This window comes from Methanomassiliicoccales archaeon, assembly GCA_013415695.1.
GTDB lineage: Archaea > Thermoplasmatota > Thermoplasmata > Methanomassiliicoccales > JAAEEP01 > JAAEEP01.
Genome location: JAAEEP010000011.1, coordinates 37,888 through 61,807, shown reverse-complemented (window position 1 = coordinate 61,807; position 23,920 = coordinate 37,888). Strand labels below are relative to the sequence as shown.

The 23,920-nt window shown below is 50.3% G+C and carries 24 protein-coding genes and 2 tRNA genes; 14 read left to right on the top strand and 12 right to left on the bottom strand.

What is annotated here, in order from left to right; all coding sequences use genetic code 11:
- Positions 1 to 15: 15 nt before the first annotated feature.
- The 4 genes from GKC03_06680 to GKC03_06665 all read right to left on the bottom strand — a co-directional run bounded on the left by GKC03_06680 (position 16) and on the right by GKC03_06665 (position 3,592).
- Positions 16 to 117: transfer RNA gene (locus GKC03_06680), tRNA-Ser, on the bottom strand.
- A 46-nt stretch (positions 118 to 163) separates the two neighbouring features.
- Positions 164 to 1,510 carry a hypothetical protein gene (locus GKC03_06675; GenBank protein ID NYT12219.1) on the bottom strand — a complete coding sequence of 449 codons (1,347 nt, stop codon included), beginning with the start codon at positions 1,508 to 1,510 and terminating at the stop codon, positions 164 to 166.
- The gene (locus tag GKC03_06670) at positions 1,507 to 2,739 is read right to left on the bottom strand and encodes a cation:proton antiporter (protein NYT12218.1); all 1,233 of its coding nucleotides are present in this window, start codon (positions 2,737 to 2,739) and stop codon (positions 1,507 to 1,509) included. Before GKC03_06670 ends, GKC03_06675 begins: the two co-directional genes overlap by 4 nt.
- A 37-nt stretch (positions 2,740 to 2,776) precedes the next feature.
- Positions 2,777 to 3,592 carry a carbon-nitrogen hydrolase family protein gene (locus GKC03_06665; protein ID NYT12217.1) on the bottom strand — a complete coding sequence of 272 codons (816 nt, stop codon included), beginning with the start codon at positions 3,590 to 3,592 and terminating at the stop codon, positions 2,777 to 2,779.
- A gap of 91 nt (positions 3,593 to 3,683) precedes the next feature.
- On the opposite strand from GKC03_06665, the gene GKC03_06660 reads away from it, so the two are divergent.
- Entirely contained in the window at positions 3,684 to 4,484 is an 801-nt protein-coding gene (locus GKC03_06660) for an NAD+ synthase (GenBank protein ID NYT12216.1), read from the top strand.
- On the opposite strand, the gene GKC03_06655 is transcribed toward GKC03_06660, so the two are convergent.
- Entirely contained in the window at positions 4,453 to 4,971 is a 519-nt protein-coding gene (locus GKC03_06655) for a hypothetical protein (GenBank protein NYT12215.1), read from the bottom strand. The genes GKC03_06660 and GKC03_06655 overlap by 32 nt on opposite strands.
- 104 nt (positions 4,972 to 5,075) lie before the next feature.
- On the opposite strand from GKC03_06655, the gene GKC03_06650 reads away from it, so the two are divergent.
- From GKC03_06650 to GKC03_06625, 6 genes are all read left to right on the top strand, one after another.
- Positions 5,076 to 5,150 (top strand) — tRNA-Glu (locus tag GKC03_06650).
- Positions 5,151 to 5,321: 171 nt separating this feature from the next.
- Positions 5,322 to 6,254 carry a zinc ABC transporter substrate-binding protein gene (locus tag GKC03_06645; GenBank protein NYT12214.1) on the top strand — a complete coding sequence of 311 codons (933 nt, stop codon included), beginning with the start codon at positions 5,322 to 5,324 and terminating at the stop codon, positions 6,252 to 6,254.
- A gap of 39 nt (positions 6,255 to 6,293) precedes the next feature.
- Positions 6,294 to 7,076 carry a metal ABC transporter ATP-binding protein gene (locus GKC03_06640; protein ID NYT12213.1) on the top strand — a complete coding sequence of 261 codons (783 nt, stop codon included), beginning with the start codon at positions 6,294 to 6,296 and terminating at the stop codon, positions 7,074 to 7,076.
- Entirely contained in the window at positions 7,069 to 7,896 is an 828-nt protein-coding gene (locus GKC03_06635) for a metal ABC transporter permease (GenBank protein ID NYT12212.1), read from the top strand. Before GKC03_06640 ends, GKC03_06635 begins: the two co-directional genes overlap by 8 nt.
- A gap of 59 nt (positions 7,897 to 7,955) precedes the next feature.
- The gene (locus GKC03_06630) at positions 7,956 to 8,339 is read left to right on the top strand and encodes a CopG family ribbon-helix-helix protein (protein NYT12211.1); all 384 of its coding nucleotides are present in this window, start codon (positions 7,956 to 7,958) and stop codon (positions 8,337 to 8,339) included.
- A gap of 100 nt (positions 8,340 to 8,439) precedes the next feature.
- The gene (locus tag GKC03_06625; GenBank protein ID NYT12210.1) at positions 8,440 to 8,583 is read left to right on the top strand and encodes a hypothetical protein; all 144 of its coding nucleotides are present in this window, start codon (positions 8,440 to 8,442) and stop codon (positions 8,581 to 8,583) included.
- A gap of 30 nt (positions 8,584 to 8,613) precedes the next feature.
- On the opposite strand, the gene GKC03_06620 is transcribed toward GKC03_06625, so the two are convergent.
- Positions 8,614 to 9,078 (bottom strand): inorganic diphosphatase, encoded by a 465-nt coding sequence (locus GKC03_06620; protein NYT12209.1) that lies wholly within the window; start codon positions 9,076 to 9,078, stop codon positions 8,614 to 8,616.
- A gap of 279 nt (positions 9,079 to 9,357) precedes the next feature.
- On the opposite strand from GKC03_06620, the gene GKC03_06615 reads away from it, so the two are divergent.
- Positions 9,358 to 10,560 (top strand): cation:proton antiporter, encoded by a 1,203-nt coding sequence (locus GKC03_06615; protein NYT12208.1) that lies wholly within the window; start codon positions 9,358 to 9,360, stop codon positions 10,558 to 10,560.
- Positions 10,561 to 10,582: 22 nt separating this feature from the next.
- Here GKC03_06615 and GKC03_06610 read toward each other — a convergent pair whose 3' ends face one another.
- Positions 10,583 to 11,536 carry a hydroxyacid dehydrogenase gene (locus GKC03_06610; GenBank protein ID NYT12207.1) on the bottom strand — a complete coding sequence of 318 codons (954 nt, stop codon included), beginning with the start codon at positions 11,534 to 11,536 and terminating at the stop codon, positions 10,583 to 10,585.
- A 22-nt stretch (positions 11,537 to 11,558) separates the two neighbouring features.
- Positions 11,559 to 11,789, bottom strand: a complete 231-nt coding sequence (locus GKC03_06605; protein NYT12206.1) for an Lrp/AsnC family transcriptional regulator — start codon at positions 11,787 to 11,789, stop codon at positions 11,559 to 11,561.
- Between the two features lie 127 nt (positions 11,790 to 11,916).
- On the opposite strand from GKC03_06605, the gene GKC03_06600 reads away from it, so the two are divergent.
- The 5 genes from GKC03_06600 to GKC03_06580 all read left to right on the top strand — a co-directional run bounded on the left by GKC03_06600 (position 11,917) and on the right by GKC03_06580 (position 18,170).
- Positions 11,917 to 12,816, top strand: a complete 900-nt coding sequence (locus tag GKC03_06600; protein ID NYT12205.1) for a polysaccharide deacetylase — start codon at positions 11,917 to 11,919, stop codon at positions 12,814 to 12,816.
- A 232-nt stretch (positions 12,817 to 13,048) separates the two neighbouring features.
- The gene (locus tag GKC03_06595; protein ID NYT12204.1) at positions 13,049 to 14,167 is read left to right on the top strand and encodes a glycerol dehydrogenase; all 1,119 of its coding nucleotides are present in this window, start codon (positions 13,049 to 13,051) and stop codon (positions 14,165 to 14,167) included.
- Between the two features lie 204 nt (positions 14,168 to 14,371).
- Positions 14,372 to 15,772 (top strand): FAD-binding oxidoreductase, encoded by a 1,401-nt coding sequence (locus GKC03_06590; protein ID NYT12203.1) that lies wholly within the window; start codon positions 14,372 to 14,374, stop codon positions 15,770 to 15,772.
- The gene (locus tag GKC03_06585) at positions 15,769 to 16,866 is read left to right on the top strand and encodes a (Fe-S)-binding protein (protein NYT12202.1); all 1,098 of its coding nucleotides are present in this window, start codon (positions 15,769 to 15,771) and stop codon (positions 16,864 to 16,866) included. Before GKC03_06590 ends, GKC03_06585 begins: the two co-directional genes overlap by 4 nt.
- 149 nt (positions 16,867 to 17,015) lie before the next feature.
- Positions 17,016 to 18,170, top strand: coding sequence for a zinc-binding dehydrogenase (locus GKC03_06580; GenBank protein ID NYT12201.1), 1,155 nt, complete (start codon positions 17,016 to 17,018; stop codon positions 18,168 to 18,170).
- Between the two features lie 157 nt (positions 18,171 to 18,327).
- On the opposite strand, the gene GKC03_06575 is transcribed toward GKC03_06580, so the two are convergent.
- On the bottom strand, positions 18,328 to 18,558 hold the full coding sequence (locus GKC03_06575; GenBank protein ID NYT12200.1) for a hypothetical protein: 231 nt from the start codon (positions 18,556 to 18,558) through the stop codon (positions 18,328 to 18,330).
- A gap of 383 nt (positions 18,559 to 18,941) precedes the next feature.
- The gene (locus GKC03_06570) at positions 18,942 to 19,106 is read right to left on the bottom strand and encodes a preprotein translocase subunit Sec61beta (GenBank protein ID NYT12199.1); all 165 of its coding nucleotides are present in this window, start codon (positions 19,104 to 19,106) and stop codon (positions 18,942 to 18,944) included.
- Between the two features lie 185 nt (positions 19,107 to 19,291).
- Between GKC03_06570 and lysS the strand changes: the two genes are divergently transcribed.
- Positions 19,292 to 20,839, top strand: a complete 1,548-nt coding sequence (gene lysS, locus GKC03_06565) for a lysine--tRNA ligase (GenBank protein NYT12198.1) — start codon at positions 19,292 to 19,294, stop codon at positions 20,837 to 20,839.
- Here lysS and GKC03_06560 read toward each other — a convergent pair.
- Positions 20,836 to 21,930: a DNA topoisomerase IV subunit A gene (locus GKC03_06560; GenBank protein NYT12197.1), complete on the bottom strand. Its 1,095-nt coding sequence runs from the start codon at positions 21,928 to 21,930 to the stop codon at positions 20,836 to 20,838. The genes lysS and GKC03_06560 overlap by 4 nt on opposite strands.
- Positions 21,923 to 23,911 carry a DNA topoisomerase VI subunit B gene (locus tag GKC03_06555; GenBank protein NYT12196.1) on the bottom strand — a complete coding sequence of 663 codons (1,989 nt, stop codon included), beginning with the start codon at positions 23,909 to 23,911 and terminating at the stop codon, positions 21,923 to 21,925. Before GKC03_06555 ends, GKC03_06560 begins: the two co-directional genes overlap by 8 nt.
- Positions 23,912 to 23,920: the final 9 nt, after the last annotated feature.

Here is a 23,920-nt window from a genome sequence, read left to right as displayed (position 1 = left end):
TTTGCTTTTAGAAAGCGCCGAGGGGGAGATTCGAACTCCCGAGGGGAAGAACCCCACGAGCTTGCTGTCCCGTGAAGGGCTCCAGGCTCGCGCCTTACCAGGCTGGGCTACCTCGGCCTAGCCGCCACCAACTGCATGAATGGATTTAATATTTACCATTCAGTCAGCTGGTGTAGACCAATATGCTCAAGGGAGCCTCGTAGAACATTCGCTTGAGTACATCCCTCTTCAGAATGGTGCTATCCCAGTTGATGACAGCAAGATCGAAATCACCTGAGATGACCTTGCTCACGAACTCGATGGTAGGATTGCCCTCCACGACCTCTTCCTTCACATCGATTCCGTACATTCTTCCCAGGCGCTTGATCTGTAGAATCCTTTCTTGTTCCAGGTCTTCTGGATCACGAAAATTCATCACGTGGAGGTCCGCACCGGTCAGCATCGCGACCTTCAAAGCGAAGTTTGCGCTCTTCTGGCAGGTATCCTCGAAACCCATCATGGTAAGAATCTTCCTGTAGGGGCATGTACCCCGGCTGATCAGTACTGGGATATTCAATGACTTGATGAAGCGCACGATCTCCTTGGTTTCCACTTTGGAGCCCCTGGTATGCTTGCCATTGGGGGCAAAGACCACACAATCCACATAGTTGAGGTCTTTCTTGCACAACCATCCCAACTCGCCAAGACCCTCGGAATTGATTACGTGGGTCCGTATACCAAGACCAGTATTCTTCGCTCGAGACACTGCTTTTTCAATGAGATCTGGAATGTGAGATGCCACCGTGAGCTCGATATCAAAGCTTCCAGCCAGGCAGAGGGTTTCCTTGAGAACAATGTCCAAATCGTTATCCCCTCTGAGCACTGCTAATATATTGTCGAAAGGTCGGAGCTTCTTCTCACCACCTGATATAATGTCTTCGGCCCCTGGAACTGTACTGCCAGTTGAGCAGACAATGAGATGATCTCCTCTCTCCATCATCAGGTCCTCACCCGGCTTCATGAAGTGATGACCTCTAAGGACAGCTGCCACCATTGCATTCTGAGGTAGACCGATGTCTTTGATGCACTTGCCCCGGAGTGGCGAGTCCTCGAATACATGGATTTCCGAGATCTCCCTGGCATCTGGATAAAGGGTGCTGTTGATCATTTTGGCGGCGATGATAGCTGGACAGATGACAGTTTCAATACCGATCTGATAGAATATTTCAACATTCTCCGGGTTGTCCACCCTGACGATGACCTTCGGCACCTTGTATCTATCAGCTATCAGCGCCACGATGTAGTTGGTATGATCGCTGTTGGTAGCAATCACGATTGCACTGGCTTCCTCAATTCCAGCCGCCTTGAGTATCTCCTCACTGGTGCCTGTGCCTTCAATAACCCTATCCCTTCCATACAAGGTCCGGAGAAGGGCGGTTTTTTCCTTCTCGTATTCTACAATTACTGAATCGGGAATGGCGTTAGCCAGTTGCTTTCCTAGCCTCCCACCCCCGATTATGATTACCTTCATGCTGCCTCCCCCTCTAGGTTGAACTTACGATACATGTATTTGAAGACTATGGGCGAAACGATAGCGAAGACGATGGCGACCAGAATCAGCACGCCATGCAGGGTAGAATCTAGTATACCTAGCCGTAGACCGATCTCTGCTGCTGCGATCATTAGTGATAGGCCTCCCGTCAGGATGATACCTGTAGTCAGGTTCTTTTTAGGGTTCCACTTCCCCGCAAATAGAACAGAGGGTGCGATCTTTGCAGCCAACGCGATTAGCAACAGTGAGGGAAGCAGGATGAGAGCCTGAACGTTCAGGATCGCGTCGAAGTCGAAGTTGATGCCAATGGTTATGAAGAAGAGGGGCACCAGGAAACCGTACCCTATGCCGTAGAGCTTCTTCTCCAGGATAGCGCCTTCTTGGAACAGTAGGGAGATTACCGCGCCCGCTAGGAAAGCACCGAGAACTGCCAGGGCCTCTGATTCGATGAATGCTGACACAGCGACGAAGACGAAGATGATGGCAAGTGACGCTCTGACGCCTATCTCATGCGGGTCGTCTGAGCGGAAGAACTTCTTCAGTATATCCGGGTAGTACCATATTGCCCAGGACCCAATCTTGTAGATAGCAAAGAAGAAAAAAAAGATCATCACGAACAGGAGTATAGCGATGAATCCGAATATTGGATCCCCAGTCTGGAACACCTGTAGTGAGATAGCATACACCGTGATCAGTATCATGGTGGCCATATCGGCAATCAGTGCCGCAATGATGATCTGCTGGCCGTACTTCTTCCTCGAAATGCGCATTTCCCTGACCACGGATAGGACGATGGCTACGCTCGTGGTGGAGAGGACGAGGGTCATGTAGGCAGCGTCAATGGGAGTGTCGCTCGCCCTGCCCAGTAATCCAGTGAGGGGATAGGCGATCATCATGGTTCCCAGGAGGATCAAGGCACCTCTGAAAATGGCTTTTCTACCTATACCTTCAAGCCTGGCAAAATCAAGCTCCAGTCCTGATAAGAACATTAGAAATATGAAACCGATGGTGGCAAGGAATAGGACAGACTCCCCAACGAGCAGAAGAGATTGTCCAGTCATCGAATTATATATCCAGATTATGAAGCCCACGGCTAGACCGAGAAGTATTTCCCCCACCACCACTGGAACCCCTATTCTGGTGAAGATCAGGGGAGTGATGAACGCAAGAGTGACGATTATGAGAAGCGTGAAGTACTCCTCTACCATGAGCAAGTCTCCAAAGGACCTAGGCATGACCGCATTTCTATTCGGCCCCCAGCCATGTCCAATAATCCGAGCACCAGCTTGAAGCCTGGGTGTTTCGGAGGGTTGGTCTCAGTTTACGGGCGATCTCCAGCTCCTTCCGATCTATCTCGATTACCTTAAGATCCTCGGTGAAGTAATCACACCTGGTCATCTCCGTTCCTCTTGGGGAGAATGCCTGGCTGCCTCCATGAAAGATCTGGTTGAGCTGGGTGCCGACTTGATTGACATAGATGGAGAATATCGTGTCCTCAATAGCCCTAGCTGGAATGATCCGCTCGAATAGAGATCTCGATGTATTTGGTGCCGCAGATATGCATATGAGGGCGTCCGCCCCGGTCATCGCATAGTGCTTGGCCAGTTCAGGGAAGAACAGGTCATAGCAGATGCATACTCCGAACTTCATTCCCCCGATCTCGAATATGTTGGGTGAGGCACCTTGCTCGAAGTAGATCTTTTCCTCGAAGGGGCCGAAGTTCGCCAGGAACAACTTGTCGTATCTCTGCATCTCTCCCTTGGGCGATACTGATAATGCACTATTCCGCAAGATGCCGGGAATATGCTCATCCCACATGGGGGCCCCGAACAGGATGTGGCAATCGTTCTCCTCAGCGATCGATTCCACTCTAGTTATACTCTCCCCGTCTGAGGTCTCGGCCAGGTTGAAGAACCTATCCCTCACCATATATCCAGTAAGAAATGTCTCGGCGAACACGAATAGGTCTGCTTCGTTGTCTCCAACGATTCTCTCCATGCTCTCCAGATTCCTCTCTTTTTCCCCCAGGTGGCAGGGGACCTGTGCAAGAGCGATCCTCATGTCAATCAGTTTGAAAGAAGGTATCCTCCTATTTTATTTTTGCAGGCGGTGTGGAGTAATTCTTATAGTGTGTTGAGGAATACACAGCTCGATGCGCCCGACGCTCAAGGACGATACGGAACTCATAATCAAGGAGTTCATCCGGCAGAAGGTCGTGGAAAGCGGGGGCAAAGGCGTGGTCGTTGGTCTGAGCGGTGGCTTAGACTCCGCCGTAGTTGCCGTTCTCTCATCCCAAGCCATTGGACCAGAGAAAGTACTGGCCATATACATGCCATCCGATACCTCGTCGGCGAAGGACCTCGAGGACGCCAAAGAGCTGGCTGAAATCTTCGGCATGGAATTCAAGGTGGTCCGAATATCCAGTACCGTGTCCGCATTCTCTGAATTCCTGCCATCCGCTGAGCGTAAGGATCTCATGGGAAATGTAATGACAAGGTGCAGAATGATCGTACTTTTCCACCATGCCAATCTCATGGGCAGGGTGGTGATGGGAACAGGCAACAAGAGTGAGCTTCTCGTTGGATATTTCACCAAGTTTGGTGATGGTGGTTCCGATTTCCTACCCATTGGGGATCTCTATAAGAGCGAGGTAAGGGAGCTGGCCCGGAGGATAGGCATACCAGATCACATCGTGGAGAAGCCACCTTCGGCAGGACTCTGGGCAGGACAGACCGATGAGGGCGAGATGGGAGTTAGCTATGAGGATCTCGACAGGATTCTCCTTGGTTTTGAGCTGGGTCTTTCCAACCAAGAGATAGTGGAAAGGACCAGCATTGACCTGGAATTGGTCGAGAATGTCTGGAGTAAATATCTGGCAACCGTTCACAAGAGGAAGATGCCCCTCATCCCGAAAATCGGCATCAGGACCTTAGGGCTGGACTGGAGGGAGTGATCCCCCTTTCTTCCATCGCGTGGAGGAACCTGGCGTTATCGAGTGTGTCGAACACGACTCGATCCGCGGTCTTCCAAAGAGCCCACCCGAAACGTTGATCGCTTCTCAGTTGGATTTCGACAAGGTCATAGCGTCTCGTGGTGACATAGAGAACCTTTTCGAAGATCTTGAACCATATCCCGGTCCTTCTTGGACCGGAATCGATCCTTCTCACCGATTTTATGCATTCCAGAGGGATATTGGCCTTGAAATAGATACCCTGCTTCAGAACGATCTCATGATTTGAGAGCTGATGTGCGGTGAGTATTGGTGATATGGAGAATACGATTATCAGGACAATCACCAATCCGATCATGCCGGCAAGGAGCAGAAAGTCTACCCCCTGGATGGACAGCAGGACCAATGGAAGTATTATGATCAGCATGAGCAGTAGGAGTAGGTTGACCATGAACTGCTGTTTACTATAGGGGAATCTCTCGCTCTTCATCTCAAGAGTTGTATTCAAGGGGTTGCATATCCTTTTTCCGTGTCAGATATCAAATAGTAGATGGGAAAAAGGTTTATTAAAGAGGATTTGATTGCCGTGCCAAGGCTCCCGTAGTGTAGACCGGCCAATCATTCAGGCCTCTCGAGCCTGTGACTCGGGTTCAAATCCCGACGGGAGCACTATTTTTCTATCTTATACCAGTGCCATATGGGTGGCAATCTAGTTACTAGAATCGAGTTAATCTTATTCTTGAATTTTAATAAGATATTAAATTAAAATTATCATCATTTTAATAACATATAAGTATAACATTATTAAATAGTGAGAAATTGGATATCCGGTGGACCTAGATGAACGGTAAACAGTTCGGGGTGGTCCTAATTGGTGTAGTCATCGTTCTAGCTACATTAGGTGCTGCTTCGTTGGTGGCCTCCCCCGCAGATGATTCCATTGAGCTTAAGGTCGTGACCTCGTTCTATCCATTGGCGTACCTTGCTGAGAGAATAGGGGGGGAGAATGTGACTGTCAGCACGCTCATCCCATACAACATGGAGGTCCATTCCTGGTACCCATCAGCCTCGGACATTCTCCAAGCAGATATGGCTGATGTTTTCATCTACAACGGGGCAGGGCTGGAACCATGGATCGAGAACGAAATTATCCCCATAATTGACGACAATCCCAAGATCATCCTTGAAACCACTGCTGAGATAAATCTGGAGGAGGGCCACGAGGACGATCATCACGATCACGGTGGCCTGGACCCACACACCTGGATATCCCCGTTCTTGGCAAGAAAGCAGGCGGAGGCAATTTACCTGGCTTTTGTGGAGGCTGACGGTGCAAATGCCAGCTATTACGGTCAGAGGTGGGCCAACCTTGACTCGCTTTTACAGGAGATGGACGATCGATACCTTGATAGACTGGCATCAACTCAGTTCCACACAATCTTCGTCACACACACCGCATATAATTATCTTGCTGAACGATATGGATTCGAGCAAGAGGGGGTCTTGGGCATATCGGCAAATGAACAGCCAAGTCCAAGTACGATCGCAGACCTCGCTGACAGAATGGTGGATGAAGGGATATACACTCTGTTCCTTGATCCCGTCTTCTCCGATGACTATATCCAGACCCTCAAATCGGAGGTGGAAGACAGAACACTCATTTCCGTAGACGTCCTCAAGCTTTACTTGATGACCGGCCCAGCCGAAAGTATGGACTACATCGAACAGATGGAAGCCAACCTGGAAAACCTTGTTCAGGGGTTGGGTGGTTGATTTCACAAAGCAGTTCCGAAGAATGGATGAGGGGAATAAATGAGTGAGAAAGAGAGGATCATCGAAATCAGAAACCTTACCGTAACAAGGTCGAATTCAAAGGTAATCGAATCCGCTAATTTCACTGTAGAAAAATCCGATTATATCGGTATCTGCGGCCCAAATGGGGGTGGGAAGACAACCTTGCTCCTATCTATGCTCGGCGTTCTACCTCGACAGGATGGAGACATCCTCCTCTTTGGACAGAAAATCGACGAATTCAGAGATTGGAATAGAATCGCGTTTGTTTCACAGAATGCGATAAATTTCGACCATCACTTCCCAATGACCGTCAGGGAGATGGTGGGTCTTGGAAAAGTTAGCGGTCGGAATCTCGGTCGTAGATTAAAGCAGGAGGACTGGGAGAAGGTGGACCAGGCCATGGAATTCATGGGTATCACCTCCCTCGCCGACCGCAGGATCGGGCAGCTGTCTGGTGGCGAGAAACAACGCATGTTCGTCGCCAAGGCCCTGGTCAGGAACCCCGAGCTTCTACTACTTGACGAGCCACTTTCAGGGGTGGATGCCGAGACCACTGAGCAGTTCTACAAACTGCTCAGCAACCTGAACCTTGAGAACGGCACCACTATCATTGTGGTCTCACATGATCTAACAGCAGTCTTCTGCAGGATGAACAAGGTCATTTGTGTTAACCGTCATGTTCACTCAGCTTCGATAACTCCAGATCTTGATGCTGAGGGGCTCCTTAAAAAGGCCTATGGGGAGCATTTTCATTTTGCTTTTCACGAACACGAGTGCAAGGGGGCCTTCAGGAATGTCTGATTTTTTCATCGAGGAGATCGTGAGGCTCCTTGGTTATCAATTCTTCCAGTATGCTCTCATAGGGGGCGCCCTAGTGGCTTTGACCTGCGCCGTTGTGGGACTTTTGATCGTTCTGAGAAAAGAGTCTATGATAGGGGACAGTGTAGCCCATACCGCATTCGGGGGAATAGCAGTTGGAATTCTCCTGGGCGTGGAGCCAATACTCACCGCCCTGGTATTCGCCGTATTCTCAGTTCTTCTGATTGCCTACATGAGAACCAGGGGACTTGCTCACTCAGATGCCGCTATGGCAGTCATGCTGGCAGCAGGATTCTCACTAGGATTGATCGTGGTAAGTGCGGCTGGAGGTTTTACCGTGGATCTATTCAGCTACCTATTCGGTTCTATCCTCACCATCGACACCAACGAGCTGGTCGTGACCGCCATTCTGGCCATGATATCGCTTACCATCATGGGAATATTCTACAAGGAGCTACTCTCGATAACCTTCGACGAGCAGGCTGCCCGGTTAAATGGAATACCCGTGACCTCTCTGGCTGTAGCATTCAATGTCCTGGTAGCGGTCACAATAGTCATTTCCATCAAGGTCGTGGGAATAATACTGGTAGCTGCTCTCCTCGTCCTTCCCGGACTGTCCGCCCTCCAACTAAATCAATCATTCAGGAAGACATTGTTGGCCAGCATATTTCTCGCACTACTGACTACCACGTTAGGCATTTTCATCTCAGCCCTCTTCGATGTAGCTGCCAGCGGCATCATAGTGTTCACCGGCGTCGGGGTTTTCCTCTTGGCAGTGGCATATGGTAGGTTGGGAAGATGATCGTCGACATTCAATCCAAACTTTATATAGTTCTTAACAACATCAGAAGGTGAGCCCAGATGCCCGTTGTTAGTGTTTCCCTGACCGAGAAGAACATAGAACTTCTCGAGCGCATCCAGGAGTCTTTAGGCCTCACTGGAAGGAGTGAGGCCATAAGGGCATGCTTGCGCTCGGCCGAGATCGAAATGAGGAATAAAGACGAATTGAGGGGAGAGGTCGAGGGAGTCCTAGTTATTGTTCATGATTCACATCGTTCCAATAAGCTGGACGAGATGCGGCATGAATTCCAGGATCAGGTTTCCACTCAGATACACTCCCATCTAGAGAATAGCAAATGTCTTGAGGTCTTCATCGTGAAAGGAGCGGCCGAGGACATCAGGAGGATGTTAGACACTTTCCGTGGTGAAGATCATTTTGAGCATATACAATTCGTCAGCTTCTGACAGTTATAGATTGAATGGATCTCTCCAGGTTCTTGTGAATAATTTCTTATTCTTCGACCTCACTATCTATCTCTGTCCATAGAAATATTGGAGGACTTTGATGTCAGAAGAAGAGAAGAAGGGTAAGGTTGAGGAAACCGCTGAGAAGACCGGAGAGGTAGTGGGGAAGGGCCTGAAGAAGGGTGCAGATGTCACAAAAGGAATCGGTAAAGGTCTGAAGAAGGGATTCAAGAAGGAAGAGTGATCTGCGCTTCCTCCATTTTTCAAACCGGGATCAGAGTCTGTTCCCGAATTTATCATTGAACATCTTGATACCGTTCATGATGGCCTCATGGGCATCTTCGGCACCCTGCCATCCTAGAACCTCTGTTTTCTTTCCCTCTTCCAGGCTCTTGTACGTGTGAAAGAATTCCGTGATCTCACTCAGTTGATGAGAGGGGACATCATCCAGACTCCGGATCTCCGAGTATCGTGGATCCCCGACCGCAACAGCCAATATCTTGTCATCCTCACCCGCCTCGTCCACCATGTTCAGGATGCCTATAGGTCGGGCTTCGATCACGCAACCCGGAAAAGTGGCCTCAGTGATCATGACCATAGCATCCAGAGGATCACCGTCATCGTAGTATGTCCTAGGGATCAGGCCGTAGGCCAGTGGGTAAATGACGCTCGAGTGCAAGACACGGTCCAATGTTATCACTGGGTAATTCTTTGATAATTCATACTTCCAAAGTGTCATTTCAATAATACCTCTCGAATTCCTGTTTATTTCGTATCAACAAGATTTCTGATATAAAAAGGATGTTGGTGTCACTAATCTCAACTTCTCAATCGAGACGCTACGATCTCGCTCCAACGACCGCAAATGTCCCGGAAGAATCTACAAATGAATTATGTGACTACCTAGCAATTGACAGAAAATGGAGAATGGTATCGATCTTAGTGACCTCCTTCAATGACGGAAAATTATACTCATCAGCATTATATAGACAATATCAATTAACACCTGAGGTGCCCGATGGACATCGAATGGATACTATTTCAGCTATTCATTCTAGTTCTCTTTGCCAGACTGGGTGCTATCCTGTTCGAGAAGGTCGGGATGCCAGCCGTGATTGGCGAGATCCTAGTGGGCATCATCATCGGTAACACCATATTATTCGGGTATCTTCGTCTTGAGACCGACTTCGAGGTATTTCAGGTCCTTGCCGAGCTCGGTGTGATATTCCTTCTATTCACCGTTGGATTGGAAACGAGGTTCTCTGATCTCAAGATGGTTGGTAGAACCGCCACCATGGTGGCGGTGCTTGGCGTGATCGTGCCGTTCGTAGCGGGATACTTGATCATAGACCTAGCAACCCATCGACCGGTGGAAGCGTTATTCATGGGAGCCGCCATGGTCGCCACCAGCGTGGGCATCACCGCACGGGTCATCAGAGACATGAACCTCACCAATACTATAGAATCCAAGGTGATCATTGGAGCGGCTGTAATCGATGATATCCTGGGCATGATCATCCTAGCGATTGTGGTGGGAGTGGCAGCTGGTGGCACCCTCAACCTTCTGGACGTGGCGATCGTGGCCGGACTTGCCGTCGCCTTCGTTCTGGCCGTCATATTCATAGGCACCAGGTTTCTGCCCAGGGCCAGGAAATGGGCTCCTCACCGTTTCACACCCTGGAAGGAGAAGAAAAAGAAGAAGCATCTTATTTCCCCGCTCGCACTTGCCCTTATCGTCTGTTTTGGATTATCAGCGCTCGCCTCCTTCGTTGGACTGGCTGCCATAATCGGGGCGTTCTTGGCAGGCATGACATTTGCTGAGTTGGAAGACATTGCCCCCTGCAAGGAAGGTTTCGAATCCATAAGCGAGTTCCTTGTTCCATTCTTCTTCCTGTTCGTTGGAATATCCGTTGACATATCCTCCTTTGGGGAGGTCGCTTTCCTTGCTCTTATCATCACAGTAGTGGCGATCGTTACCAAGTTCTTTGGATGCGGCCTAGGAGCAATCAAGCTTGGTGGAAAATCAGCGGCTATCATCGGAGTGGGAATGGTGCCAAGAGGAGAGGTGGGCATCATCGTCGCCTCAATCGGTCTATCATACGGCGCGATTACCAACAGCATGTTCTCAATTGTGGTGGCTATGTCACTAGTGACCACTCTTGTTGCTCCTCCACTTCTCACCTATACGTTCAGGAGAAGACTGGGTCGGGCAATGATCTGAAGATCCAGAAATCCTACTGATATCACAGATATTCAGTTGGAACTCGGTTCAGTATTTTGCCCTTCTTGTAGGATTGAATTATTTCCAGAGTGGTCCTTGCTATCCTTTCCAGTGCCTCCCTTGTGAAGAATGCAGAGTGGGGGGTTATCACAAGGTTTGGTGCATTCAGTAGGGGGTCGCTTCCAGGATCGTCCTCTTCCTCTAGGACATCCACGGCCGCTGCAGCGATATGACCCGACTCCAAACCTGCTTTCAGAGCCTGACTATCAACCAGCCCACCTCTTGCCGCGTTTACCAACATGGCTCCTCTCTTCATTCTTAATATCGAATCAGCGTTGATGAGATGATGCGTCCCTGGGGTAAGTGGTGCGTGAAGGGTGATGAAATCGCTTTGCACAAGGAGTTCCTCCAAGCTCATGTAGTTGAAGCCATATTTCTCCGCAAGGGGCAGGTTCTGATAAACATCGAAGGCTACGACTCTCATTCCAAATCCATTGGCAATACGGATGACCTCCGCTCCGATCTTTCCTGTCCCTATGACTCCGATTGTCTTGTCCTTGAGCTCGGTTCCCAGGAAGGGTTCAAAGTCGAATCTCCTCCCGCTCTTCACGTAAGTATCCGCCCTAACAACATTCTTGGCTATGGCGAGTAGGAGTGCGAATGCGTGCTCAGCCACCACATGTGCTCCGTAATCCGGGACGTGGCATACCTCTATGCCTTTATCGAGAGCGTGCTTCGCATCGATGTGATCGAATCCAACGCTGCGCGTGACTATCAATTTCAAATCTGGTAACTGCTCGATGACCTCTTTCCTGATATCAGTATAAATGAAAACAGATAGAACCTCTGCTCCTTTCGCCGCCTGCACCAGCTCATCTTTTCGCAGGGGATGGTCGAATATAGTTAGATCATCGTCAGGCAGTCCTTCGATCACCAGTTCCCTGTTCTCCAGCAGTTCTGTGAACACCATACGCATGACCTTCACCCCCTCCACTAGTTCAAGGAAGCACCGTGAGAGTGGCAGTACTGATCACACAGTCGATCGCCCTGATCTCTCCGAAGACCAACTTGCCCAGAGCCTCGGAATCAGGTACCTCGGCCTTGACCAACACATCGTACTGGCCGAATACAACGTGTGCTTCCTTCACTACATCCACCTTTAGAAGTCGATCCCTGACCTCATAGGAGGAGCAAGAGGTTGTGGCGACCAATATGAAAGCGAGCACCATGGTTTCACCCACGTTAAAATAACGAAGCTCATGGTATTTCAATCCTCCACGTTCTTGATTTAAGGGTTTATTCGAGTTCCTGCATGACATCCCCGAATTACAAATCAAATGGAAGATGGGGTCAAGCATGCTTTCGTCTGCTATGGGAAACGAGATAAATCCAAACATGGTATTCCTCATAGGTGAGACCATGTGGAAGAACGGGGCTAAGTGCGCAGCATGCCTGACATTCGACTGTGACGGGGACATTTCATGGAAGAACATCATGAAGAGAACAGGTGCCGTGAAAGAAGGTGAGGAATACAACCCCGTCGTGCTCTCCATGGGTCAATACGGCCCTAATGTAGCCATTCCAAGGATCCTCAAATTCTTGGAGAACCACGAGATAAAAGGGTGCTTCTTCGTCCCAGGCCTTCTGGCCGAGCAGAGGCCCGAACTCGTTAAGGAGATAGATCGCAAGGGTATGGAGATAGGGCACCACGGCTACGCCCATCTCAACCCTTCAATGCTTGGCGAAAAGGGTGAGAGGGAGGAGATGGAAAAGGGCCTCCACGCCCTAGAGGAAATAACCGGTCGAAGGCCAAAGGGATACCGGGCACCAGCATTCGATATCAGTAGTAAGACGCTCGACATCCTGGTCGAGGAAGGCTTCGTTTATGAGAGCAACATGATGGCATGGGAGACCCCATACGTTCATGAAAGGGAGAAGGGGAAGATAGTAGAGATCCCATTTCACTGGTGTACAATGGATTGGACATACTTTGCCTTCAACTTCTTTCCTCCACTCGAGTACCAGAGTGGAATTTCCAGTCAGGAAGCAGTCTTCCAGATATGGTCCGAGGAGTTCGAAGGCCTTCGCGAGGAGGGGGCGCTTTTCACCATAGTCATGCATCCTCAGGCCATAGGGAGACCATCAAGGATGAGAATGCTTGACCGAATTGTCAAGCTTATGAGGAGTAAGGGAGACGTTTGGATCGCGACGCCCTTGGAGATTGCTGAGTACTGGATTGAGCAAGGTTACCCTTGATTCAGCAATTACCATGACAGCATATGGATATCCAGTTGACTTTACATACTACAGAAGAAACAGTGCGAAGATTCGAGGTTGGTAATTTGGACACTCCGAAAGTTACAAATACAGTTCGTTTCTTTATTGCAATGGAGGAAGAACTATCAGCTCAGGAACTAGACTGGAAATGAGCTGATCCTACCCAAAGGGGGAAAAAAAATTGCCTATGATAGACACCCGAATTAAGGTGATGGCTGCGCCGAACCGTTATGTTTTCGGTCCAGGCGCGGTAAAAGAACTGGGGAGACGCAAGCAGTTGCTTGGCTCCAAGGCATTCGTTCTTGGCGGAACACGTTCGATAAACGGCATCGAAGACGATATGAAAGCCGACTTCGCGGAGCACGGTCTAGATATTGTCGGTATGGAGAAGGGTGTTCGATACTGCACGAAGCCCGAGATAGACAGACTCGCTGCTAAAGTAAAAGAGTCCGGAGCCGATTTCGTTGTGGGAGTAGGTGGCGGGTCCATCATGGACCTTGCGAAGGCAGTGGCCAGCGTTGAATACGGCGCAGGAGTCCCAATCGCCTTGATAAACACCATTCCATCCACAGATGCTCCATGCAGCGCACTGTCGGTTCAGTACGATGCAAAGCATGCCGTTGAGGCTGTTCTGTTCTACTACAGGAGCCCAGACCTTGTTATCGTGCCGACAGATGTGACCGTTCAGGCACCCGTAAAGTGGCTCGTTGCTGGTATGGGAGACGCTCTGGCGACAAGGTTCGAGGCAGAGGCCGTCGCGATATCATACTCGCCGAATGCCCTGATCGATGGTGGAAGACCTCCGTCAGCCGCTACCAAGCTTGCTCAGTTCTGCTATGAGAACCTGATCAACTTTGGATATCTGGCCAAGCTCGCAAACGAGAAGCAGGCCATCACCGACGCATACGAGAATGTAGCTATGGCGAACACCCTGCTCTCTGGTCTGGGATTCGAGTCTGGTGGATTGGCTGCGGCCCATGCGATACATGATGGCCTTACCAACTCTCCAGGCAGATTCCAGGCTCCCAAGCCCGAGCACGGTGATCTTGTTGCTATCGGTACTATCGCTCAGCTGATCATGGAGAACCAGCCCAAGGCTCTCTTGGAGGAAGTTATCAACTTCTGCCTGACCGTTGGTCTTCCGACCACGCTCGCTGAGATTGGTACCACCTACGATGATCTGGAGATGTGCGCTTCTGCGACCTGCAATCCTGCTCATCCGTATGCACATAACAACCCATATCCGCTTACCGTGCCGCGCCTTGTCGATGCGCTTGTTGCCACCGACGCAATCGGTACCGCATACAGAGACAAGTTCATGCGACGCTAGGCGGAAAGAACAAACTTACCTTCCCTTTCTTTTTTATTTTTCTAGGTCTTTAGCGTTAGCTTTTTCCAGCGTTCTCGGCACGGATTGAATATCGTTGTCTATTATTGATTACGAAAACCAATGAATTGACTGGGAAAGGCTAACAAGAATCTTTCTTAGCAGGTGAAAATTATATATCCCATTCCCATAAGTGGAGTGGATTAGGTGGCTATCAGTATGGATAAACAGATTCTCAATGGGCTCATTGACATCTTGGGGGCAGACAATGTCTCCACTGATCCAGTGGATCTGGTCTGCTACTCAAAGGACTCGTTTGCGGTGGGGAAGGGTGTGTTCCCTGATGTCGTATGTCGTCCCAACTCAGTTGATGAGATATCACAGATCATGAAGATCGCCAATGAGCATGAGATCCCCGTAGTGCCTAGAGGCGCCGGAACCTGTCTCACAGGAGGATGCGTTCCGCTGAAGAAAGGAATTGTTCTTGACCTCACAAGGATGAATCGCGTAACCGAATTGAACATCGAGAACTTCACAGTAACGGCGGAGGCAGGGATGATATTCACCAATCTCAACGAGTTTCTCCGTCCATTTGGATTATTCTTCCCCCCAGATCCTGCTAGCGGTGATGTCTGCACCCTAGGCGGCATGGTAGCGGAGAATGCGAGCGGTATGAGGGCGGTCAAGTATGGCACCACGGCCGATTACCTCCGGGCCCTTACTATTATCCTTCCCGATGGAAGGGTTCTCAAGACGGGAAAGGGGGTCATGAAGACCGCCTCCGGTTATGATCTTGTTCACCTTTTCAACAGGTCTGAGGGCACCCTGGGCGTCATCGCCGAAATCACGCTCAAGCTCAAACCACTTCCCAAGCAGGTTGCGACCGCTGTCGCCAGCTTTGAAACGATAGAGGCGGCTGGGGTCACAGTATCGAAGACGATCACCAGTGGCATTGTTCCCGCAGCGATCGAGCTGATAGATCGCATCGCCATCGAAGTCATGAACGAGACTACGGACCTGAACCTTCCAGATGTTGCAGGCATGCTATTCCTCGAGCTTGATGGCGAGGACATGTCTGAGATCAACAGGGATCTTGACAGGTTCACAAAGATCGCCATGGAAGAAGGCTGCCTCGGTATCGAAATGGCCACTGAGAAGGAGGAGAGGGAACAGATGTGGGCTGGAAGAAAACGCCTTTACGCCACCCAGGTAAGGCTCAAACCTGGACCGATAGCCACTGATATTGTTGTCCCGCTTTCCAGGATATCCATGGCACTAACCAGAATCAACGAGATATCAGAGAAGCACGATCTCCGGATCTCCAGTTATGGACACGTGGGAGATGGAAACATCCATTCACTAATCATCGCAGATCTGCGGGTCCCTGAGGAGGGTCACAGGGCTCACAAAGCACATGATGACATCAATCGAATGGCCATCGAGCTAGGGGGAACTATCACCGGTGAGCATGGAATAGGCATAGAGAAGATGCACCTGCTCACCGAAGAGCACGGAGAGGTCGGCGTAGAGATCATGAAGCGAATCAAGAACGCCATCGACCCCAAGGGAATCATGAACCCCGGCAAGCTGTTCGAGGTGAAAAAGTGACCGAGTTCCAGAGGTTGTCGAAGCACAGGGAGCCCTTAGAGTACTGCATTAGGTGTGGTTTCTGCAAGGCCATCTGCCCGGCGGTCAGTGAGTTGGGTTGGGATTCTGCCTCTGCTCGGGGGAGAATGACCTTCATCAAGGCGATCCTTGATGGTGACATCGAGGTGAATGAAAAGGCGGTAGAGCGTCTTTTCCAATGCACCACCTGCGGTGACTGCAAGGAGCGCTGTCCTCCAGGGGTCAAGACTCTGGACATCATCGAGGACGCCCGAGCCGACATAGTTGATATGGGGCTTAGTCCTAAGAAGCACAGGATTCTCAGGGAGAGAATAGACCAGTTCTACAATCCCTATGGGGCGGAGATGGCCGACAAGAATAAATTCAAGCGGGATGCCGAGGCCGACACGCTCTACTTCATGGGCTGCACCGCCGCTTTCCGCAGACCTGAAACCGTTATAGCGACCATGGATATACTTGATGCCGCTGGAGTCATGTATCGGGTCCTGGGAGAGGATGAGTGGTGCTGTGGCTCTGTGATGAGAAGGTCCGGTTACCCAGATGTCGCAGAGGAGCTTCGAGATCACAACGTCAATGAATTTGAGAAAGCCGGAATCAAGACGATCGTCGCTTCGTGTTCAGGGTGCTACCGGACTCTCAAGGAGGAGTACGAGATGGAGGGCGTTGAGGTCTTGGACATCACAGAGTTAGTGGATCGCCTCATGGAACAAGGGAAGTTGAGCATAGGGAAGAGCGAGGATTTCGTCACCTACCATGACCCATGCCATCTGGGAAGACACATGAAGGTCTTTGACTCTCCAAGAAGGGTGCTTAATCGCATCGCAACACTAGTGGAGATGGAGCACTGCAGAGAGAACTCCCTTTGCTGCGGTGCTGGTGGCGGGGTCAAGAGCTTCGATAATGATCTTGCCATCAATATAGCCAAGAAGCGTGTCGAAGAAGCCAAGACCACCGCGGCGCAAATGATCATCACGCCATGTCCATTCTGCAGAACGAACCTCTCTGACGCTGCTGAAGGATGCATTCCCGTGGTCGATTTCGCTGAGTATGTCGCTTCGAAGATTCGTTCAAACTAAACCCCTCATTTCCTTTCATTGATGCTACCATTTTCGGATTTCGTTGACGGAATTGAAACGAGTACAAGCCCATCTGTCCAAATGATATCGCTGTATGTCGAAACATTCATAACGGTTGAGAAAAATACTAACGGTCAGGAGGAGAACTAATGCCAAAAGCAATGGTTCTGACTAAAACTGGTTCAACGGACAACTTAGAAATGCGAGACTATCCTGAACCAAAGGCCGACCCTGGCACCATTGTTGCCAATGTCAGCCTCTGTGGTGTCTGTGGAACTGATACTCACATGGTTTACGGACGGCTTCCTGTGCCCATGCCCCACATTCTCGGGCATGAGTGGTTTGGTACCGTCAGGGAACTTGGAGAGGGAGTTGAGACCGACTACACTGGAAAGCCCCTCGAGGAAGGCGACCTTATCTGCTGTTGCCTGGGAACCTGTGGAAAGTGCTGGTTCTGCCACAACACTCCTGGAAGGGAGAGCCTCTGCATGAACATGGAGGTCGTAGGAATCAGTGGCCACTCGTGCGATGAGCCACCCCACTTCTGGGGTGCCTTTGCCGAGCGGGTGTATCTGCAGCCACAGATGCCCGTGTTCAAGTTCCCCAAGGGCGTTTTCACCGAGAAGGAAATGGTTCTTGTGGAGCCCATGGCAGTGGCGACCCGAGCATTCAAGAGGATGCAGGCCGGGGGGACTGACTCCGCTGCCTTTGGTGAGGGAATCGATCCTTCCCAGACCATGGTGATACAGGGTGCCGGACCAATTGGACAGTGCCACACAGTTACAGCCAACGTGTACGGAATGAACAACATCATTGTCATCGACAGCATTCCGGCGAGGCTGAAGCAGGCCAAGAAGTTGGGAGCGACCGCTACCATCGATATGAACGAGTATCCCACAACCGATGATCGTGTGGAGGCAATTCTTGATCTCACATATGGAATCGGTGCAGACGCCGTCATGGAGGCGACGGGTGTTCCCGCTGCTTTCAGTGAGGCCTTCAAGCTGGTAAGGCGCGGTGGAACCGTCGTCGAGATGGGCCACTTCACCAACACTGGTGAGACCAAGGTCAACCCGCATGTGGACTTCTGCAACAAGGAGGTCGACTGCTTCGGTGACTGGGGATACAGCAGGTTCGAGTACAGGACCGCAATCGCCGTCATGGAGAAGGCGAAGAAGATCGGTGTCAACTTCGAGAGCATCTGCGCGGATGTCCAGCCCTTGAGCGACCTGCCTAACCAAATTCTCAGACAGGAGCAGAGGAAGGCTCCAGGCAAGATCGCTATCGACTGCAGGAAAGTCTAAACACTAACGGGCCGTTGGATACGCTATCCAACGCCCCATATCTTTAATTTTTATGCGAATCTATGACTTGCATCAATGCGTGAAATTCTAAGAATAAAATAGGGGTAAGGTCGGGTTTCCCCGTTAAGAAGTATTGAATTAGAGAAGAATTTTGGGTCTACTTGCCGACCTTGGCTTTGACCTCTTCAAGGCGAGCCTGCTGCTCTTCGTTGAGGCCATCCTTCTTAGAGAGTGCCTCCTCAACGTTCGTCCATGCCCAATCCTGAGTCTTGGGTGAAATCCTTCCCCATTTCTTCTCGACAACATTCAGCGAGGTGCCAGCGTTCATGATATATTCCATCGCTTTGTCCTCGAAAGCCTTCTCATAGTGAAATGACGCGAATGCCATGGCCTTGATGATTAAGTGGCTTAAATATAAGCATTTCGGGTGAACTTAGACCGTGGTCAAGAACCAGTAGATCGATTACGAATGTCGGTGGTTGCTACTACTTTGGTTTATTATCTGGATTCTTTTCCTCATGTTCATCGAATCCCTATGATCTGCACTTGTTCGGCGATTCTAACGTGATCTAGTGTCAATCATTGATAACGCAAGTGAGGAGATAGATTATTTGGCAAGATCTGGTTCCTGATGCGTCTTAGGTTAAAAAGATACTAGCTCAATCAATGAGAATGCCATCCAGTGTGGTCGAACGTAGAACAAAACACCGATATTCTGGAAGATTCAATGGACACGAAGGACTTGGTCACCCTGAGGAAATATAATCATAATCAGACAGGATACAGGGTTCTCAGTATCTCAACAATTGCCACGATGGCCGCACATAGGCCAACGACGAACCAAGGGTTTATCTTAAGTGCCTTATCGTCCTCGGAATCGAAGTATCTAATGAGACCGGCGGCCGACTGGAAACCATCACCTTTCTTCTTGGCCATCAGCCACTAATCCTCCATCATTATATTTATACATTGTCCAGGCCGTTCCTTCACTCCACATATTGTCATAGGCTATCGTGCAATTCCGGTCAAGGTGATTCGAAAGTCAAATTCCGCATCTTTAAGCTGGATGCGTTGCACAACAAGGTTTTATACGCAGATTTGATGTTCGGGAGTTTGATAGTATGCATTGGGCGGACGTCGAGGCAAGGAATCTTCTTGAGAAAGGTAACAGGCACCTTATCTCAACAGGTATCAGCCCTTCAGGATTCATACACGTAGGAAGTTTGAGGGAATCCATTACCGCTGAAGCCCTTCGAAAGTCACTAGCAGGAATTGGGGCTGACGTGAGCTTGATATACCTAGTGGACTCATTCGACCCCCTTCGAAAGAGGTACGCCTTCCTCTCGGAGGAATTCGAGACAGAGGTGGGAAAACCTCTGAGCCACATATCTTGTCCCTGTTCCGAACACGACAGCTACGCCCATCACTTCATTAAACCCTTCCTCGACTCGTTGGAAGAGTTGGGTGTACATTGTGATGTGCACTGGACCCATGAACTGTACGAGAAGGGGACCTTCGCGGAGGCTATCGACACCGTCATCGCCCACAAGGAGAAAGTCATCCAGATCCTCAGGGAAGTGACAGGTAGAGAGGTTTCTGATTCATTCTTTCCCTACACCCCACGCTGCGACTGTCGTGGTTGCTTTGTACCTGGTGATGTTGAGATTCTGAGCTATGAATATCCCTATGTGACCTTCAACTGTCCGTGCGGAGATGAGGAGAGGGCCGATATCAGGAAGGACGATGGCAAGCTCCCCTGGAGGATCGAGTGGGCCGCCAAGTGGAAGATCTTCGGGGTCACCTGCGAACCCTTCGGAAAGGACCACGCAGCCGCCGGAGGGTCATATGATAGTGGCGTCAGATTCGCCAAGGAGGTGTTCGACATCGAACCACCTCATCCCATAGCCTACGAGTTCATCCAGCTCAAGGGGAAGGGGCAGATGCACAAATCTTCAGGTTCGGTTGTTACGGGGATAGATGCTCTTAGGATAACCCCTGCAGAGGTGCTCAATTTCTTGGTCCTGAGGTACAATCCTGACCGTCACATCGATTACGATCCGGGATTGGGCATTATCGACTCGGTGGACGAGTACGACCGATATGAGAGACTCTACTACACGGGTGGATGCAGCGAAGTAGAGGAGGATCTGCTGAGGGCATACCAGCTTGCACAGCCCAAAGAGGTCCGCGAAAGGATGCCGGTTCAGGTGCCCTACCGTCACCTGGTCAGCGTGATTCAGATAGGGAGCGATTTCAAATCTGTACTGGATATTCTGAAGAGAACAGAGCATCTGGTGGAGATGGATGATGCCGATATGGATCTGCTGCGTGAGAGAATGCGCTGTGTCCGATATTGGTTAAACAGTTACGCCCCTGACATGGTCAGGTTCCAAATTCTAGACGACCTTCCCGAGGTGGAGCTGGATAGCAGCGAAAGAGGATTTCTCGAGTGCATACTATCCTCGCTTGAAGGTATGCAGTGGGAAGGGGAAGACATACACAACGCGGTATACGAATGCACAAAATCCTCAGGGACCGGTGCCAAGAAAGGATTTCAGGTCCTCTACAAGATATTCATAGGAAGGACCTCCGGCCCAAGGCTCGGTCACTTCCTGTCGACCCTTGACAAGGAATTCGTGATTGGCAGGATAAAGGAAGCCCTTTTCTAGATCATGCCGAGTTCCTTGAGTTTTGTGGGAAGGTATTCATCTGTCACGAAATCGAGACCGTACTTGGCGAGAGCCTGTTGTTCAGCTTTCTTGTTGAGATTCAGCATGAGTTCGATCTCTCCCTGCCAGAACTGATCATTGAACCTTGGGTCCTTGAGCTCTGCCTTTAGGGCCCTGATGTCCACCTCTGTCAGTTTATCCGTGGGAAGCTTGAACTGCTCGATGTCTGAGGCAGTTATCCCAATGTAATCAGCCGTAGGGGTGGCGAGATATTCTGAGATATGAGCGGTCTTTATGGCACCATAAGCGACTGATGCGAATATCCTGAATGACCAAGGATCACCATCGGTGAACACCAGAACAGGAAGTCCCATCTCCTCATTTAGACGCTTGATGAACCTTCTCGTGCTGCGGGCAGGTTGTCCTTTTAGGTGGACAAGGACTGAATTATAGTTCTCATCGAAGCCGTTCTCCACCAATCGATCGAACATACCGCCGGTCTCGATAGCAAGGATGAACTGGGCGTCAGATGAGATCAGTTCTACCTTCTCCTTCTCAACGTTATAAGGGATGCTGTACCCGGAGTCTCCCACATCGTCACGGCAGTTGATCTTCTTCTTCTTTCCCTTGCGATCTGTCTCGATTATAGTAAGATCGCCAATGACCCTGGCTCCATCCTCTTCCGGGCGGAGCTTGAAATCCTCCCTCATACATCCAGTAATGATCTCCAGATCCTCTGCGAGGGAGTTGGACTCGTCTTGGGAGGAGAACTTACCCTTCTCCCACCCTTCTGAGATGTAGTACATCTCCCTGAGCGTGGACGACTTGCTCTTCTCGATCATCTCCTGGATGAACTCCAGCATGTACATGGTGCGGAGGAGCATCTGAGCACCCTTGGTACGCTTTGCCGAGCGGGCGCCGCTCTCCTTTCCGTACTTCCAAACACCTGTCCTTCGATCGAACCTGATGTTCTTCTTGGTGCGAAGGGGTAGAACCATTCGAGGGATCTGCCCCTTCTCTATCTGCTCATAGATCGACTCGGCGATGTCGTACAACTTGGCGACAGCCTGATTATTCCTCTCTTCAGTCATCGTTAAGCACCTCCCCAGACTCGTCGTAATCGACCTCTTCCTCTTCCTCCTCAACCTGGTCTTCCTCGGGTTCTTCCTCCACGACAGTGACATCCTCAATGTCCCAATCACCAGGAAGGGGCTCTACACCTATGACACCCACCGGATTGATGCCACTGATGTAAAGCTCATTATCATCGTAATCGTCGCTCTCCAGTCCGATGAGATCGTAGACAATGTTCATCTGTTCAGTGGAAGATATGCGCTTTAACTCCCAGGCGACCTTCCCATCGTTCCTGATCTCCTTTGGTTTGATCTCTCCATAGCCACCGATCATCGCCCCGTTTGGAATGATCGAGTGAAGGTTGAACTTCTTACCAGTTGGAGTATAGTTATATATTGAAATACTGACCCTATGACGGTCCCCGACCCAGTCCACCGAGTCGTCGATCCACACCACATTCATTATCTTGGTGATGGTCTTGCCAAGCGGAGGGACCTTCCTTCCAACGATTCTCGCGCTCTTCTCCGCGATCTGTGGGAGCAGCTCTTTGACAATCTCGAACTTGACCCTTGTCTTGGACTTTGTCTCCTTCTTGTTGAGGTGGGTCTTGAGTTTCCTTCCGCAGGTGCGCAGGGCGAGTTCAGCCTCCGCTCTGATCTCCTCCATGTCTGCTATGGCCTCTTTGGCCTCGGAGGTGAATGGAAGCTTCGTAGAAGCCACGTGTACAAGGATTATGGCGGGCCCATATGGTATGCCCTTGCCCCCCCTTTGTTCCAATCCGTATCGCCGCCAATCAACGGCTTCGATGGATTTTGTTATGGTACACGCCCCCTGCTGATACAGAAGGGGAACTCGATTTCCAAACCGGAGGATGGTCACCTGCTGGTCCTTTGGAAGGTCTCCACCATACACTATGCCTACCTCGACAAGGAATGGATTCCCACCGTAGACCTTGGGATCCCGAGTGATCGGGGGGGTGTAGAACTCGGGTTTGTAATCGGAAAGTACGTGTTTCAATCCCTTTTTTATCAGGGTTTCCCCTATCGGGGAAAGACAGTCGGTCTGAGGTGCCATTATCTTCACCTGGGAGACTGCCTTCAACAGTCTCTTGGACTCGTCCAATTTGAGTGTTGAGGGCTTTGCCGCGGGATTGATGTCAGCTCTCTCCAATATCTCCTTGGCAACTCTGGTGCTGATCCTTGAGAAGTCCTTGGTGAGGAAACCCTGCACCTTCTTCTCCTTGGTAGATGAGGCCATATTCATCAGTGTTCCAAGTTCGATGCCCAGGGGGTGGGGTTTGATCTCTTTGCATGATGGCGGCAGCTCGTGGCTCACCCGTTCGAACAGAAATCTCCTTCCATCCGGGTCGATGAATACAAGAGTGGCATGGGGGTTCACGATCGCGGTCTGCTTCAGGTACTCCAACACAGATTGCCGTCCTGAAACGTAGCGTCCTTTCATGTAGAACTCTATCCTTGTGCCGTGATCCTTTCCGTCCCAAATCTTGAACTCCTTTCTCAGAGTCTCTGGCTTGTTCTTCTTGGTGTTGACCATGATGTCCATCTCGACGGCGGCCTCCTCACCCTCTGTCTTGGACTTCACGGTAGCATGCCTTCCCGTTGTGATCTGTCCGTACATGACCGTAGCACTGATCCCGATACCCTGCTGCCCCCTTGACTGTCTGACAGCGTGAAATCTCGAACCATAAAGCAATCTTCCGAATACGTTAGGGACCTGTCTGGCCACAATTCCGGGGCCGTTATCCTCCACAGTCACTTTGTACTCGTTGTTATCGATGCGGTCGATGCAGACCATGATCTCTGGTAGAATGGATGCCTCCTCACAGGCATCGAGGGAGTTGTCAACTGCCTCCTTGACGCCCATGATGAGTGCTTTCGTCATTGAGTCGAAACCAAGTATCTGGCGGTTCTTCTCGAAGAATTCTGAAACTGAGATCTCCTTCTGCTTCCTAGCCAATTGCTCTGCTACGGAGGCCATTAACTCATC